This is a genomic window from Polycladospora coralii (assembly GCF_014773435.2).
GTDB lineage: Bacteria > Bacillota > Bacilli > Thermoactinomycetales > Thermoactinomycetaceae > Polycladospora > Polycladospora coralii.
In genome coordinates this window covers 602,214-617,411 of record NZ_JACXAG020000001.1, presented here as the reverse complement: position 1 = coordinate 617,411, position 15,198 = coordinate 602,214, and the positions used below count along the sequence as shown (strand labels likewise).

16 protein-coding genes and 1 other annotated feature are annotated in these 15,198 nt (G+C 39.0%); of the genes, 13 read left to right on the top strand and 3 right to left on the bottom strand.

Going from position 1 to position 15,198, the window contains the following annotated elements:
* Nucleotides 1–13 precede the first annotated feature (13 nt).
* Together rpmI and rplT are read left to right on the top strand one after the other, a co-directional pair.
* On the top strand, nt 14–211 hold the full coding sequence (gene rpmI, locus IC619_RS03145) for a 50S ribosomal protein L35 (protein WP_191138678.1): 198 nt from the start codon (nt 14–16) through the stop codon (nt 209–211).
* A 44-nt stretch (nt 212–255) separates the two neighbouring features.
* Nucleotides 256–609 (top strand): 50S ribosomal protein L20, encoded by a 354-nt coding sequence (rplT, locus tag IC619_RS03140; RefSeq protein ID WP_191138677.1) that lies wholly within the window; start codon nt 256–258, stop codon nt 607–609.
* A 595-nt stretch (nt 610–1,204) separates the two neighbouring features.
* Here the strand turns inward: rplT and IC619_RS03135 are convergent.
* Nucleotides 1,205–1,621, bottom strand: coding sequence for a MarR family winged helix-turn-helix transcriptional regulator (locus tag IC619_RS03135; RefSeq protein WP_191138676.1), 417 nt, complete (start codon nt 1,619–1,621; stop codon nt 1,205–1,207).
* Between the two features lie 915 nt (nt 1,622–2,536).
* Here IC619_RS03135 and IC619_RS03130 point away from each other — a divergent pair.
* The 5 genes from IC619_RS03130 to IC619_RS03110 all read left to right on the top strand — a co-directional run bounded on the left by IC619_RS03130 (nt 2,537) and on the right by IC619_RS03110 (nt 7,586).
* Entirely contained in the window at nt 2,537–4,894 is a 2,358-nt protein-coding gene (locus tag IC619_RS03130; RefSeq protein WP_191138675.1) for a M4 family metallopeptidase, read from the top strand.
* Between the two features lie 134 nt (nt 4,895–5,028).
* Entirely contained in the window at nt 5,029–5,724 is a 696-nt protein-coding gene (locus tag IC619_RS03125) for a DsbA family protein (protein WP_191138674.1), read from the top strand.
* Nucleotides 5,721–6,167: a disulfide oxidoreductase gene (locus IC619_RS03120; protein WP_191138673.1), complete on the top strand. Its 447-nt coding sequence runs from the start codon at nt 5,721–5,723 to the stop codon at nt 6,165–6,167. Before IC619_RS03125 ends, IC619_RS03120 begins: the two co-directional genes overlap by 4 nt.
* An 81-nt stretch (nt 6,168–6,248) precedes the next feature.
* Nucleotides 6,249–6,380, top strand: coding sequence for a sporulation protein YjcZ (locus IC619_RS03115; protein ID WP_191138672.1), 132 nt, complete (start codon nt 6,249–6,251; stop codon nt 6,378–6,380).
* 120 nt (nt 6,381–6,500) lie between these two features.
* A complete protein-coding gene (locus IC619_RS03110; protein WP_430624088.1) occupies nt 6,501–7,586 on the top strand; it encodes a M42 family metallopeptidase in 1,086 nt (361 codons plus the stop codon).
* Between the two features lie 33 nt (nt 7,587–7,619).
* On the opposite strand, the gene sspI is transcribed toward IC619_RS03110, so the two are convergent.
* On the bottom strand, nt 7,620–7,832 hold the full coding sequence (gene sspI / locus IC619_RS03105; protein WP_191138670.1) for a small acid-soluble spore protein SspI: 213 nt from the start codon (nt 7,830–7,832) through the stop codon (nt 7,620–7,622).
* Nucleotides 7,833–7,941: 109 nt separating this feature from the next.
* On the opposite strand from sspI, the gene IC619_RS03100 reads away from it, so the two are divergent.
* The 6 genes from IC619_RS03100 (at nt 7,942) to IC619_RS03075 (ending at nt 14,049) form a co-directional block, all read left to right on the top strand.
* On the top strand, nt 7,942–8,607 hold the full coding sequence (locus IC619_RS03100; protein WP_191138669.1) for an NAD-binding protein: 666 nt from the start codon (nt 7,942–7,944) through the stop codon (nt 8,605–8,607).
* Nucleotides 8,600–9,415, top strand: coding sequence for a TrmH family RNA methyltransferase (locus IC619_RS03095; RefSeq protein WP_191138668.1), 816 nt, complete (start codon nt 8,600–8,602; stop codon nt 9,413–9,415). Before IC619_RS03100 ends, IC619_RS03095 begins: the two co-directional genes overlap by 8 nt.
* Nucleotides 9,416–9,489: 74 nt before the next feature.
* Nucleotides 9,490–9,723 (top strand) — a binding site (T-box leader).
* A gap of 53 nt (nt 9,724–9,776) precedes the next feature.
* Nucleotides 9,777–10,778 (top strand): phenylalanine--tRNA ligase subunit alpha, encoded by a 1,002-nt coding sequence (gene pheS / locus IC619_RS03090; RefSeq protein ID WP_191138667.1) that lies wholly within the window; start codon nt 9,777–9,779, stop codon nt 10,776–10,778.
* A gap of 14 nt (nt 10,779–10,792) precedes the next feature.
* Nucleotides 10,793–13,210 (top strand): phenylalanine--tRNA ligase subunit beta, encoded by a 2,418-nt coding sequence (gene pheT / locus IC619_RS03085; protein WP_191138666.1) that lies wholly within the window; start codon nt 10,793–10,795, stop codon nt 13,208–13,210.
* Nucleotides 13,211–13,257: 47 nt separating this feature from the next.
* The gene (zapA, locus tag IC619_RS03080) at nt 13,258–13,506 is read left to right on the top strand and encodes a cell division protein ZapA (RefSeq protein WP_191138665.1); all 249 of its coding nucleotides are present in this window, start codon (nt 13,258–13,260) and stop codon (nt 13,504–13,506) included.
* 12 nt (nt 13,507–13,518) lie between these two features.
* Nucleotides 13,519–14,049: a CvpA family protein gene (locus IC619_RS03075; RefSeq protein WP_191138664.1), complete on the top strand. Its 531-nt coding sequence runs from the start codon at nt 13,519–13,521 to the stop codon at nt 14,047–14,049.
* Between the two features lie 191 nt (nt 14,050–14,240).
* On the opposite strand, the gene IC619_RS03070 is transcribed toward IC619_RS03075, so the two are convergent.
* Nucleotides 14,241–14,630, bottom strand: coding sequence for a hypothetical protein (locus tag IC619_RS03070; RefSeq protein WP_191138663.1), 390 nt, complete (start codon nt 14,628–14,630; stop codon nt 14,241–14,243).
* Nucleotides 14,631–15,198 lie beyond the last annotated feature (568 nt).

The following is a 15,198-nucleotide window of genomic DNA, read 5'->3' as shown; positions in this document are numbered from 1 at the left end:
GAGGGCAATAACGATGCCAAAAATGAAAACAAAAAGCGGAGTGGCTAAACGCTTTAAGAAAACAGGTACAGGTAAAATTAAGCGTAACCACGCATTTACAAACCATATGTTTAAAGCTAAATCACCTAAACAAAAACGTAACTTACGTAAATCTGCTATCATGCACAGCGGAGATGTAAAAAGAATCAAGCAACTAATCGCTTACAAATAAAATAACTAACGAAGCACTGTTTTTTAGTTCAGGAGGGATTTACCGTGGCAAGAGTTAAAGGTGGTACCGTGACACGCGCACGTCGTAAAAAGGTACTTAAACTGTCCAGAGGATATTTTGGATCAAAACACACATTATTTAAAACTGCAAAACAACAAGTGATGAAATCATTAATGTATGCATATCGTGATCGTCGTCAGCGTAAGCGTGACTTCCGCAGATTGTGGATTACACGTATTAATGCTGCTGCTCGTATCAATGGTTTGTCTTACAGTAAATTGATGCATGGACTAAAGGTAGCAGGTGTAGATATTAACCGTAAAATGCTAGCTGAACTTGCTGTATCTGATGAAACAGCGTTTAAATCACTTGTTGATATGGCTAAAAGTGCAAAGTAATTAAAAAAGAATGGAACTGCCCCTTAAGTAGACCTACTACTTAAGGGGCAGTTCTCTTTTAATCGGTAAATTTGATTTTCAGTGAACGCGTTTCAGTCAAGGCTGAAACATCGGGTAATCTAGGTGGAGACTCAACTCCACCTAGATTAACCCCCCACTTATAGAAGTGGGGGAATCCACGCTAAAGATCAAGCGCTGAACGCTCTATTGGATGTCAGTTATAACTACTAGGGTCGTGCATGTGGATGCAGATTAGACTCCAAATCTAAGATGGAGATCTAACGCTTTGTACAGATTAGAGTAAAAGTAATTAAGTTAATGGAAGAGAAAAGATTTGGATGAAGAAAACGCTGGTCGTATATAAGGGATCCCAAAAACAACAATGGGATTGCGATAGCTACCCAGGTCCCCACCTTTATGGTGTGGTTCAGTAGTGTTAAGTAACCAATTCAGGGAATGCCTTAAGTCATCACATAACGTAGCCAAAACCTGAAGGGTTTGACCGATAAGGGAGGAGCATCTTTAGATTTTGGCGGTTCAAAAGTGCAAGTCGAATGCGAAACAACGCGCTTGATGGTGGATGAGCGAGGAGTTGTCACAAGCTTTTTTGAATAAGAGAAAGCAAGGTCATAATTTCTTCTGTCGTAAGGTGACCAAAGTTCTGATGGAAATATTGTGTTTTTTTATTTGATAATTCCTTAGAAAGGATAAGTCCTTTTTCTGTAATGTGAAGCTCTACAACACGTTTGTCGGTTAGACAGCGCTTTCGTACGGCTAATCCTTTAAGTTCTAATTGATCGGCTACATGGGTGATGTGACTTGCGGAAACTTCAAAATCTTGAGAGAGTGCGGATACGATTTGCGGGTTGTTTTGTTGTAATTTTATTAATATACCAAACTCTGCACCTGTTAAGTCTTCTCCACAAATTTTGTTTAAGTCTTTGCGGATTTGGCGAGTGAATTGAATCATCGCTTGCTCAAGTTCAAGTAGGGCATCAAGTCGATTTGACATACTCATCCCCTTCAGTTATCATCATCCATTCATAAAATCGTAATAAAATTATAGCTTGAGACAATGATTTTGACAACGGGTACACAACAATAAATAATCTAAAGATTATTAAAAAAAAATTGAGATAATTAATTAAATTTATAAATATAAAAACTCAAATATAAATATAATTTATAAAAGCACATTTAATTGATATGCAAATTGAGTGGATTAATATGGTATTCAGAAACAAGATCTTCCATCGGAGTGTAATTTCTGTTTATCTCAAATGCGATAATTTTATAAAAAAAGAAATCGTTTTATGGGGGCTTAAAGTTGATATCGGCAACTGTAATGGCAAGACTCTTGCTTTCGCGTAGATGCAATTGGGAAAGAGGGGCCATCACAAAGTATAGTTCAAAAGAATTTATTACAGATTGGGCTTGATAAAATCGCTTGGAAGGCTAAAAACAGGAGACGATAAGTCGTTACAACAAGGGAAGAATCTAGTGGATTCTTATTAGAGGATAATGCTAAATCGGATGGGGTACACGGTTCATACTTTGAAGATGTAAACAATGCGACGATTCAAGCAGCTAAGGAGTTGTATGGGCATGGGGAGCGGTAGGTGTTTCTCCTGAACGAGTCAGATCCCAATACAAATGAATGATTCAAGTTATTGCGTATTGGCGTTTCGAAGCATAATTTCATAAATTCCTATAGGATATAACGAATTATTTTTATGAGATAAAATAGCGGTAAATTTTGAATTTTATAATCTTTCAATTCAAACTATATAAATTTGATTTATTTAATAGATATTATTGACAATTATTTTATTTGCATTAATACTGTATAGAAAGAAACATTGTCTTGTACGAAATGGGAGATTGTTTCTGCATAATTATAAACCGGATAAGAGAAGGTGATAGTTAGATGAAGATGGTCAAACTAACGTCTGTAGCAGTAATGGCTACACTCCTAATATCTGCTGTTGCACCAAGTGCAAATGCAGTTGAAAGTACAGATCTTGCAAAGAAAGCAGCACAAATGAAATCATTAGAAAAGATTTCTAATGATTCTAAAGGTAAAGAGGAAGTAAGCTGGAACGAAGAAAAAAGCGTACCCAAATTCGTTGTTGGTGAAATTTCCAATAAGAAGTTAAAGCAAGCTAAAGATTCCCTTCAAGTAATGGAAGAAAACAAGGCGTTATTTGACATGAAATCAGCATCTTCTGAATTAAAATTAATTTCAGAATCAAAAGATGATTTAGGTTTTACATCATTCAAGTACCAGCAAGTATATCAAGGTATTCCTGTATATGGTAATGAACTTATTTTACATGCTGATAAAGATGGGAATACCACTTCAGTAAATGGTTATTATGATCCTGAAGTAAAAGAGAAAAAGATTCGGACGAAAGCCAAATACTTGGCTGATAAAGCGATTGCGAAAGCAAAAAAAGAGACAAAATTAAGTGATGTTAAAAGCTTTGATATTGAAAATTCAAAATTGGTCATCTATGAAGACAATAAGAAGAAACACAGATTAGTGTATCAAGTTACGCTATCTACTGTTGAATCCAATGAACCAGCTTACTTCGATGTTTTTGTAGATGCGCAAAATTTGAAAGTTGTGCATAGTGTGAATAAGGCGACGCATGCAACGGGTACTGGTAAAGGAGTACTTGGTGACAATAAATCATTTAATACTTTGTCTTCATCTGGAACCTATTATTTACAGGACAGCACTAGAAACCTTAAAACTTATACGGCTAGAAATAGTGCAAATGAAAATCTTCTTCCAGGTACACTGCTGTCAGATAGTGACAACTACTGGACAGATGGAGCAGCTGTAGATGCGCATACTTATGCGGCTGAAGTGTATGATTATTATAAAACTAAATTTAACCGTAATTCGTTTGACGGAAATGGTGCGGCGATCAAATCGACGGTACACTTCGGTCGCAATTTCAATAACGCTTACTGGAATGGTGCGCAAATGATATATGGTGATGGGGATGGTAGCACATTCGTTCCTTTATCCGGCGCACTAGATGTTGTAGGTCATGAAATTACGCATGCCGTAATCGAACGTTCAGCTAATTTGGTTTATGAAAACCAATCAGGTGCTTTAAATGAATCCTTTGCAGATGTATTAGGGAATCTGATTGAAGATCGCGATAATGGCTGGTTGTTAGGTGAAGATATTTATACGCCTAGTGTGTCAGGCGATGCATTACGCTCCATGTCTAATCCAGAATCTCAAGGAGATCCTGCTCACATGGATGACTATAAAAACTTACCAAACACGAGAGAAGGGGACTGGGGTGGTGTACACACCAACTCGGGTATCCCAAATAAAGCGTTTGTAAACTTTGTAGAAACAAGTGGTATTACACGCGATAATGCAGGTAAGGTTTGGTATCGTGCGCTCACATCATACATGACATCCCGTTCTGATTTTGATGATGCACGTAATGCAACCATCCAAGCGGCTACAGATTTATTCGGATCTAGCTCTACTGAAGTTACAGCAGTAACAAATGCATGGGCAGCTGTAGGAGTAGGTTCACCAGCAGATGGTGGAAGTGGGCCTACAACTGATGCTTATGAGTCTAACGATTCTATAAGTACTGCTTATGGTCCGATTACATCTGGAAAAGATTACAGTGCTTATATCGGTAGTTCATCGGATGTAGATTGGTTTAAGTTTTCAACAGGGTCAACCGGTTCGATTAACTTAAGTCTTAGCAATCTTCCAGCTGATTATGACTTATACTTGTATAATGCAAGCGGTACAGTGTTAAGTAATTCAGAAAATGGCAATACCTCTTCAGAATCCATTTCATATAGTTCTGCATCAGCTGGAACTTATTATGTGAAAATAGCTGGTTATAATGGTGCAAAGAGCACTTCACAGGCATATAAACTAAATGCCACCTTTGCGGGTTCATCCAGTGGTTCTGAACAAGAAAGCAAATGGAATTATGAAACGAAATCATTTGAAACGCCGCACCCATATAGCAACAACTACAACAATGGGAACAGTCACACTTACACAAAAGCTGGTGCACAAAAAGTAGCACTTCACTTTAGTTCTTTGGAAACGGAGTCAGGGTATGACTTTGTATATATCAAAGATAAAAATGGAAGTGTAAAGGAAACCTATAGTGGTTCAAAAAGTGCATTCTGGGTAATTGTAGATGGAGATACGATTACATCGAATCTTGTGACAGACTCATCTGTAAACGCCAATGGGTACGTCATTGATCAAGTTGCTTACTTTAAATAAACACCATAAAAATAGGACAAGCGTAAAATATCGCTTGTCCTATTTTTATGTGGCGATCAAGTAAAAATAATAGCCAGAACGCAAAAAAATTGCTATGATCATAGATAGAATCATGAGTAGAGGAGAGGTTTTTGTTGCCGAGTAAAAATCAAAGAAATAAAGCAAATAAAAGTAAAGATTTACTACAAATCATCATACTTGTTACTGTGTTGGTTGGGTTTATTGGCGTAATTGCATTTGCATATTTATCCAAAGATAGTGAGCCTGTGAAACAAGCCGAGACTCAAATATCTTACGAGGGGCAACCGATGATCGGTGATGCAAACGCACCAGTCAAAGTCATGGAGTTTGGTGATTACAAATGTCCTTCATGTAAAGATTTTCACGATTCCATTTATCCGCAATTGAAAAAGGACTATATTGATACCGGTAAAGTTCAATTTTATTTTACGAACTATCAATTCTTAGGTGAAGATTCGATTACGGCGGGAATTGGAGGAGAGTCTGTTTTTAAACAAAACCCGAGTGCTTTTTGGAAATATTATGATGTTGTTTATGCAAATCAACAAGATAAACATACAGAGTGGGCAACTCCAGAATTTTTAACGGACTTAATCAAAAAAAATATTCCTGAAGTAGATGCTGAACAAGTGAAGAAAGATATGGAGAATAAAACCTATCTTAAAGATGTAGAAGCTGATAACGAGATGGCCGTCACCAATAATATCCAAAGAGTGCCTTCTATCGTGATTAACGGAAAAGTGCTTGAAAATGGTTTAGACTACGAAAATATTAAAAAAGTGATTGAAGAAGAGTTAAATCAAAAATGAGTTATACGGCAGACAAGGCTCAAATGAGTAGTTGGTTGTTATATGCCGCTTGGTTGATTGCACTCATTGCAATGGGTGGGAGTTTATATTTCAGTGAGGTCAACGGATTTACTCCATGTGAATTATGTTGGTATCAACGCATTTTGATGTATCCACTTGTACTTATTTTAGGTGTTGCGGCGTACCGAAGAGATTTACAGATTACAGGTTACGTACTGGCGCTTTCCTTAATCGGTACCGGCTTATCATTCTATCATTATCTCGTACAAAAAGTACCTGCAATCGCTCAAACTTCATCTTGTACGGTAGGGGTGCCCTGTAGTGGTGTATATATTAATTGGCTCGGCTTTATCACCATTCCCTTTTTGGCACTTACTGCATTTGTTTTGATTAGTATATTGATGTGGATGATAAGGGTTCAGATCAAAAATATTTCGGGCTGATAAGTATGGTGATTTGTCCAACCCATTTCTGATCTTCTCACATATTTTGTTGTTGAGGGAGAAAGAAAGGAGGAGAGTCACATGAGTGGTTATCTGCCTTATGGTGGGATTTGGATTTGTATTGCGATCATTATCATATTGATCATCGCTTTCTTCTGTTTCTGGGGTTTCTTCGGATATGGAGGATATGGAGGATTTGGTGGTTGGTGTTAATTACACGCCAGAAACTTGCGCTGGTAATGAACGTTCATAGTAGATGAGGCTCGCTGAAAAGCGGGCTTTTTTCATGTCATGGCTTATTTATGGTATGATGGAGTCAGTTTTTTTAACGAGGTGAATGAATTGGATAAGAAGAAGCACTCATTTAAACAACTATTGCAAGCGTTAACCGATATCCATGGTGTACCTGGTAATGAAGGTCCGGTACGTGAAGTGATGAAGAAATGGCTTACACCTTATGCGGATGAGATAAGAACAGATCGATTGGGTGGATTAATCGCGCGTAAAGGGGAAAAAGGCCCTAAAGTCATGTTGGCGGGTCATTTGGACGAAGTTGGATTTTTAATCACACGTATTACTGAGGATGGGTATTTACAATTTCAGACACTAGGTGGATGGTGGAGTCAGGTGTTACCAGCTCAACGTGTAGATGTAATAACGAGAGCTGGAAATATTCTGGGAGTTGTTGGATCAAAAGCACCTCATGTAATGAGCTTAGAGGAAAGAAAGAAAGGTACGCCACTAGAAAAGTTATATATTGACATTGGTGTAGAAAGCAAAGAAGAAGCCGAGCAGTTAGGCGTCCGTCCTGGTGATACGGTAGTACCGATCTCTCCTTTTACAGAAATGGGTAACTCAAACAGATGGTTGGCAAAAGCGATGGATAATCGTTTTGGTTGCGCAGCTGTGGTAGAAGTAATGGCGCAATTAGCTGAAAAAGAACTTCCAAATCAGTTATTCTCGGTGGGAACCGTGATGGAAGAGGTAGGAAGACGTGGCGCACACACAGCCACTGCGGTTGTTAAACCTGATGTTGCCATTGCAGTAGATGTAGGGATTGCCTCTGATACGCCTGGTATGGGTAACTTGGGAAGTGAATGTGTACTAGGAAAAGGTCCAACCCTTGTTCTTTATGATGGGGGTCATGTACCTCATCAAGGATTGGTTGACCTCGTCCGAAAAGTGGCAGAAACAGAAAACATTCCCTTTCAATATGAGTGGATACAGCGTGGTGCTACAGATGCGAGTCATATCCATATCCATGACATTGGTGTTCCTACGGTTACATTAGGCATACCTGCACGATATATACATAGTCATGCTTCCATTATTGATAAACTGGATGCTGAGATGTTAAATCGCTGGCTCGTTGCGATTGTCCAACGGCTAGATCAAGAGACTGTAAATGCCCTCTACTAAAAAACGTACACCTGCAAGGGTGTACGTTCTTTCCTACTGAATTTGGGAAAGCTTATCATGTAAAGTATCGATCATCACATTTCGATTTTCTAATGAGCTGTTTTTCCAAATCACTTCAAAGAGGACACCTAAACCGGGGAGTATTTTTTCTTCTCCACCGATAGAATCCTCAATGAGACCTTGCAGTTCTTGGTTGTCCATGTTATGAATGTTGTTAATGACTGCACCGCGTACGTTAAAGTTCATTTGATACACCCCTTTCCTCTATTAGAATGTACGCAAAGATTAACTTTATCCGAATGAAATTTAGTTGCAGAATGAATCGCCATCATTGGAGCTGGGGAGGTTATATAAAGTGAGTAAAACTTTTGCAATTATTGGTATCGGTCGATTTGGAGGGAGTGTGGCTAAGACACTTCACTCCATGGGCTATGAAGTTTTGGCGATTGATAGTGATACACAGCGTGTACAAGATATTTCGCAAATCGTCACCCATGCGGTAGAAGCAGATTCGACCGATGAATCAGCATTAAAAGCACTAGGAATCCAAAATATCGATGTTGTAGTCGTGTCGATAGGGAAAGATATTCAATCCAGTATTATGACGACACTACTTGTAAAAGAGATGGGGATTCATAAGGTTGTTGTAAAGGCACAGAATGAATTACATGGTAAAGTTCTTGAAAAAATCGGTGCAGATAGAGTGGTATATCCGGAGCGTGACATGGGTGTAAGAGTCGTACATAATCTCATCTCCCCTAATATTCTCGACTATGTGGAGCTTTCTAAAGACTACAGCATTGTCGAGATTATCGCTCGTAAATATTTAGGTGGGAAAAGCTTGCAAGAACTAGATATTAGAGCTCGATTTGGCTGTAATGTCATGGCCATTAAAAGTGATGAAAAATTTAACATTGCACCGCTGGCAACAGATGCCATAAAAGAAGGGGATATGCTTGTCGTAATTGGTCATAATGATGATCTACGAAAGTTTCGAGAGAAGGCAGATCAAGATGACTAATATTCATTCTATCACTTCACCACAAAACCAACACATCAAAAATTGGAAAAAATTACAAACGAAAAAAGGGAGATTTCAAAGGCAAGAACTTTTCATAGAAGGGGAACACTTAATTTTAGAAGCGATTAAGGCCAAACAGCCCTTTTTAGCACTTATTATCGCAGAAGACGCTAAGGTGGAAATTCAAGATCTAAAAAACCATACGTATTTAAGTGAAATAGATGTTTATTATGTATCTCCTTCAATCTTTCAAACTTTAACAGAAACAAATCATCCGCAAGGCTTGGCAGCGGTGATTAAGTTGCCCACCTTTAAACTGGATGAAATCTGGTCCAGCGAAGCAGAGGGGCTTTATTTGCTACTTGATGCCATTCAAGATCCGGGGAATTTGGGTACCATCATCCGTACTGCGGAAGCAGCTGGCGTACGAGCGGTTTTTCTGGGAGAAGGGACAGTAGATCCCTTCAATGCCAAAGTGGTTCGCTCAGCAATGGGTTCACTTTTTCGTGTTCCACTGCTTGATGTCGATTTGACCCAGATCATCCCACTGCTGGAGCAGAAACGCATTACTGTGATGGGTACAAGCCCACACGCTGGTACCTTTCATTACAATTATTCTTATGCAAGGCAATGTGCCATTTTATTGGGAAATGAGGCACGAGGTGTACAGCCAGCGCTACTAGAACAGATCGATCAAACCGTTCAAATTCCGATGCTGGGGCAGACTGAGTCTTTAAATGTTTCGGTTACAGCATCTGTTTTACTTTATGAGTATGTGCGACAAGTACATATGGCCTCAAGAATGTAAGACATTTATCAGTTAACTGTTGCGTGATGTGATATGTAAGGGCTATAATAGGAATGGATTTTGTTTCATATTGGGTAAATGCGATGAAGGAGATAAGTAACTTGTTGAGCCATCTCAGAGAGGTATTGTCTAGACTGGAAACAATACTATGGTGTCCTCAAGTGAAATTCACTCTGAAGCTATCACTCTGAACTGGCGAGAGTCACTGTAGGAGGAGTCGGTTCATGGGCCGTTATCTCATACAAAGTGGAAGAATAGCGATGGCTATTTTTCAAAAAGGGTGGTACCGCGAATCTCTCGTCCCTTAGGACGTGGGGTTTTTTTGTTTTTAAAAAGGTAAATCAGAAAGGAGTATACGTGGATGTTAGAAAAACTACATACTTTGCAGGCAGAAGCCGAAACGGCTATATTAGAAACCAATGACATTACCGCGTTACGTGATTTGAAAGTTAAATACTTAGGAAAAAAAGGAGAATTAACCAGTATTTTACGTGGTATGGGAGGATTGCCCGCGGAAGAGAGACCACAAATGGGTAAAGTGGCTAATGAAGTACGTGGCGTCATTGAGTCTTTATTGATTGACAGAGAGACGGCACTAGAGGAAGCAGAATTAGAAGAACGATTACAATTGGAAAAGTTAGATGTTACTTTGCCAGGTATTTCACAAGAGATCGGAACTGCACATCCACTCAACTCGATGATTGAAAAAATTGAGGACATATTTATCGGGATGGGATTTGGAGTGGCGGAAGGGCCAGAAGTGGAGACGGATCAATATAATTTTGAAGCATTAAATCTTCCAAAAGAACATCCAGCACGGGATATGCAAGATTCTTTTTATATTAATCCTGAGATGTTATTGAGAACGCATACCTCATCTGTGCAGATTCGAACATTGGAAGCGAAAAAAGGTGAAGCACCAGTAAGAATTATTTGTCCTGGAAAAGTTTATCGTCGTGATGATGATGATGCGACTCATTCCCACCAGTTTACCCAAATCGAAGGCCTTGTCGTAGATCAAAATGTATCGATGAGCGAACTAAATGGTGTTTTATTTGCCTTTGCACAAAAAATGTTTGGTGCCGGAATTGAAATGCGCCTACGCCCTAGTTTTTTCCCATTTACTGAGCCTAGTGTTGAAGTAGATATCTATCATCCAGAAAAAGGTTGGATTGAAATTCTCGGAGCAGGTATGGTACATCCAGATGTACTTGCGCGAGTTGGATACGATCCTGAAGTATATACAGGATTTGCTTTTGGTGTGGGTGTGGAGCGTATTGCCATCCTAAAATATGATATTGACGATATCCGCCAGCTTTATACGAATGATTTACGTTTCCTAGATCAATTTAAATCGGTGTGAAAGGAGTAAGGTTCATGTTAGTATCTTATGAATGGCTAAAAGAATATGTAGACTTAAACGGTATTTCTCCAGAAGATATTGCGGAAGAAATGAATCGGACTGGTATTGAAGTAGAAGTCATCTATACAAGAGATGCAGGTGTTACAGGTGTTACAGTAGGCTATGTGCAAGAAGTGACACCACACCCTGAAGCAGATCGTCTACAAGTTTGTACAGTAGATGTAGGGAAAGATCAGCCACTGCAAATTGTATGTGGTGCCACCAATATAGCAGCAGGACAACGCGTACCTGTAGCAGAAGTGGGGGCCAAATTGCCAGGAGATTTTAAAATCAAAAAAGCGAAACTTCGTGGTGTTGACTCTTTTGGTATGATTTGCTCAGCTAAAGAGTTAGGATTACCTGATAAAGTGCTCATGAAGGAACAGATGGATGGCATTTTGGTTCTCAGTGAAGATGCACCAATTGGTACGGATATTCACTCGTATATGGGCATGGATGATCAAGTGATCGAGTTACAGCTTACTCCAAACCGTTCTGATTGTTTAAGTATGATGGGGGTGGCGGTTGAGGTGGCTGCTATTTTTGACCGCGAGCTACGTTTACCACAGCTGGATACCCCCATTGATGCAGAGCTAGCAGAAACTTTTCGTATTGAAGTAGAATCGGAAGCGGATTGCCCGATTTATGCAGCGCAAACCATTACCGATTTGAGAGTAGGAGCTTCTCCACAATGGATGCAAAACCGTTTGATTTCAGCGGGCATTCGTCCGATTAACAATATCGTAGATGTAACCAATTATGTCATGATTGAGACCGGACAACCGCTCCATGCCTTTGATTTGGGAAATCTCTCTGGTGAAGCGATATGTATACGACGTGCCGAAGAAAATGAAGTCGTTACAACATTAGATGGTGAAATACGCACCTGTACGCGTGATACGCTCATGATTACAGATGGTGAGAAACCGATTGCTCTGGCAGGTATCATGGGCGGGAAAAATGCTGAAGTAACGACAAATACACAGTCGATACTACTAGAGTCTGCTTATTTTGATCCGACTTTAACACGTGTGGCTTCTCGTCAGACTGGATTACGCACGGATGCAAGTAGCCGTTTTGAAAAAGGTGTTGATCCGGATAAGATTATCGCAGCTATTCATCGTGCTCGTCAGTTATTGGAACAAATTGCTGGTGGAAGTGCTTCTAGTCAAGTTGTTGTCAAGGGTAGTTTAGAAAGAAATGAATTCACGGTTGATCTACGTCATTCACAGTTAATAAAAGTGTTAGGTATGGATGTTAAAGAAGAGCAAGTGATGGACATTTTTAGACGTTTACGTTTAGAAACAGAGCAAATGACGGATCATTACGCTGTTAAAATTCCTTCACGTCGCCCAGATATCAAGATCGAAGTTGATTTGATTGAGGAAGTAGCACGTTTGTATGGATATGATCAAATTCCAACTAGTTTATTGTGGGGCAAACAAACACCAGGTGGTTTAACGAGAAACCAACATACACGCAGAATTATTCGCCGCTCTTTACGAGCCTTAGGATTAAATGAAGTGATTACGTACAGTTTAACTTCTGAGGGAGCCAGTAGTGCAATCGCATCTTTACATGAAAATGAAAAATCAATTGCGATAGCGATGCCAATGAGTAATGAACACGCTTATTTACGTACCAGCCTACTTCCACATTTAATCAAGACGGCCAGTTATAATGTTAAACATGGCAATCATCGCGTTCGTATTTTTGAATTAGGGAAAACGTATATTACAACAGAAGAGCAGTTGACGAAGTTACCAGATGAGCGTTTTGAAGTAGCAGGCTTAGTAACTGGACCGATTACTCCTTCTATTTGGCAAAAGCAACAGCCGCAAAATGACTTCTTTGAGATGAAAGGGATCATAGAGGCTATGCTATCTCGTCTCGGATTAGCTGAGCCAACTTTCCGTGAAGAATCGCCTATCGGTTTTCATCCAGGACGAACGGCTGGAATCTATATTGAAAATCAAAAAATAGGCTTAATCGGTCAACTCCATCCTAAGCTCGCTCAAAATATGGATCTAGAAGAAACTGTTGTGTTTCAATTAGATTTAGAAACCTTTTTAAATGATGAAATGGATGATCTTATTTACGCGCCTATTGGAAAGTTCCCAGCTGTGACGCGGGATTTAGCGCTAGTAGTAGATGAAGCGATACCTGTAGGCTCGGTTAAAGAAAAAATAAAAGAAGCAGGGGGAGCATTATTAGAAGAGATTACCCTGTTTGATGTTTATGTTGGTGAACAGGTAGGAGAAGGAAAGAAAAGCGTGGCTTTCTCATTTGTATATCGGTCAAAAGAACGTACGCTAACGGATGAAGAAGTACAAGCGGCGCATGATGCGATCGTGCAATCATTAGAAGTAACCTTTGATGCGAAATTGCGATAGTCTATCCTTGGTGAGACGAACCTGCACTGCGTGAAGGAGGCTTCAAGATGCGAAATAAATTAGTAGTGGAAATTTATGGACAACAATTTCATTTGACAGGAAAAGCAAGTCCTAGTCATATGCGACAAGTGGCTAACCATGTAGATGAAAAAATGCAGGAAATCGCAGATAAAAACCCCAAATTAGATACAACACGTTTAGCCGTCCTTGCAGCTGTCAATATTGCAGATGCATACTTAAAACTCAAACAAGAGCATGATGAAATTTTACACTTGGTTGAGGATGAAGAACCGTAAAGGAAGGATGGTATGAACGGACTAGATTTTTTCTTGCTGCTCGTTTTAGCATTTTCTTTGTTTCGAGGATATCAGCGCGGTCTTATTCTTCAGATGGGTGCATTGGTTGGGGTATTCATCGGAATATGGGCTGCCTATCGATATGCTGATAAATTGACACCTTGGATGAAAGCTAATATGCCATTACCCATCGACCTAAATCAAGGATTATGGGGCTATTTGCCAATCGGACAGTGGATTTATTATGGGATTTCATTTCTCGCACTATTTATGGGGAGTCGCCTCCTATTTTCCATAGTCATCTCATTCGTTAATCAAATAGCTCGGTTACCTTTGATTACGACGGCAAACCGTCTAGGGGGCGTTATGATTGGTATACTTCAATTCACCTTAGTGTTGTTTATCAGTCTAAATATCTTGCAAGCGCTACCTGGACAAATAGGGCAGACCGTAGTTAAAAACTCCATGTTTGCTCAAGCAACTTTAGGAACGATGCCAGATTTAACAACAAATATGCAAAGGAAGCTAGGTACGTGGGAATAACCACACGCCTAGCTTCTTTAAATTGCGTAGGAATACAATAAACATAGACCTAACATAAGCTGGATTTTTAGTAATCGTTAACTGATTTTCTCATTTCTTATGTGTCTGCTTCCTACAAAAAAGCTACTCCCCCATATCTACTCAAGAGGGGAGTAGTTCTATTCCTTTTATCATCTTTCATAACTTAACGATTATCTACGGCCTACTTCCCATGAACCACTGACGAAATTAACATTATCTAACTTAGCCATCTTGATGTTATAAACGGAATCTTGCGGGATTTCAAAATAAGCAGTCGATGTATCTCCATCTAAAACGATGGTGTCAATAAGATTAGCAGTTTCATCGGCATCACTTGCATGGTACGTAGAAATTTCAAGACCATCCAATTGTTCAAAATCATTAAAGGTAAATTCAATAGAAGAATAAGTCTTTCCGTCAAGTTTCAAATGGAAATAGCTATCAGTAGAAATGTTCGTGGTAAACTTGATCGCAGCATAAGCGTTTGTAACATTAAAGAAACTAACTGCCAAAATTAACATGAATGAAAGAGCAAACTTTGCATAGACAGATCTTAACATGAAAAAAACAACTCCCTTATATTTTTTTTAATGAAGCGGATGTAAATTATACTACGATAATTAAATAATGTAAATGATTTTTTTTTGTAAATCTATTATATTTCAAACCAATTCAGAATTAACTCCGTGTACAATATTAGTTTAAACGAATGTATTAACAGCTTTCTGAACCTCTAAATGCATTAATCCTTATCAGTTAATAATGACTTTTTGTAAACGATTGGAACTAGTTTTGGTAGCTTATAGCATTTATTCACTAATATTTAGAGTGTTGTTTTAACAGTTGCTGTACAAATGTTAGACCGATTAAATACACTCCTGAGGTTATATTGCTATCCAACAGAAGAGGAACCAATGAATTATCAGCTACAATAAGAATGTTAATACCGTAAACTAACCCTCCGCCATCGAAAACATCTCTCTGACCTAGTGAGGCCATTCAAAGTGCTCCTTGCCAGAGAAATGGTTGAATAAAAGTTTACGTTTATGAATTTTAAAGAATTCTGTTCTCCTTCTTATCAGCTATTATATTAAAGGAAACAATCCGGTGTGCTTAACAGCCATCTAT

What these genes read in the sequence shown, in the direction of transcription:
- IC619_RS03115 (WP_191138672.1), top strand. Translation starts at nt 6,249, where the DNA reads ATGAGTGGTTATCTGCCTTATGGTGGGATTTGGATTTGTATTGCGATC.
- zapA (WP_191138665.1), top strand. Translation starts at nt 13,258, where the DNA reads ATGCGAAATAAATTAGTAGTGGAAATTTATGGACAACAATTTCATTTG.
- IC619_RS03120 (WP_191138673.1), top strand. Translation starts at nt 5,721, where the DNA reads ATGAGTTATACGGCAGACAAGGCTCAAATGAGTAGTTGGTTGTTATAT.
- rpmI (WP_191138678.1), top strand. Translation starts at nt 14, where the DNA reads ATGCCAAAAATGAAAACAAAAAGCGGAGTGGCTAAACGCTTTAAGAAA.
- pheS (WP_191138667.1), top strand. Translation starts at nt 9,777, where the DNA reads ATGTTAGAAAAACTACATACTTTGCAGGCAGAAGCCGAAACGGCTATA.
- IC619_RS03130 (WP_191138675.1), top strand. Translation starts at nt 2,537, where the DNA reads ATGAAGATGGTCAAACTAACGTCTGTAGCAGTAATGGCTACACTCCTA.
- IC619_RS03095 (WP_191138668.1), top strand. Translation starts at nt 8,600, where the DNA reads ATGACTAATATTCATTCTATCACTTCACCACAAAACCAACACATCAAA.
- IC619_RS03075 (WP_191138664.1), top strand. Translation starts at nt 13,519, where the DNA reads ATGAACGGACTAGATTTTTTCTTGCTGCTCGTTTTAGCATTTTCTTTG.
- sspI (WP_191138670.1), bottom strand. Translation starts at nt 7,832, where the DNA reads ATGAACTTTAACGTACGCGGTGCAGTCATTAACAACATTCATAACATG.
- IC619_RS03135 (WP_191138676.1), bottom strand. Translation starts at nt 1,621, where the DNA reads ATGTCAAATCGACTTGATGCCCTACTTGAACTTGAGCAAGCGATGATT.
- pheT (WP_191138666.1), top strand. Translation starts at nt 10,793, where the DNA reads ATGTTAGTATCTTATGAATGGCTAAAAGAATATGTAGACTTAAACGGT.
- IC619_RS03070 (WP_191138663.1), bottom strand. Translation starts at nt 14,630, where the DNA reads ATGTTAAGATCTGTCTATGCAAAGTTTGCTCTTTCATTCATGTTAATT.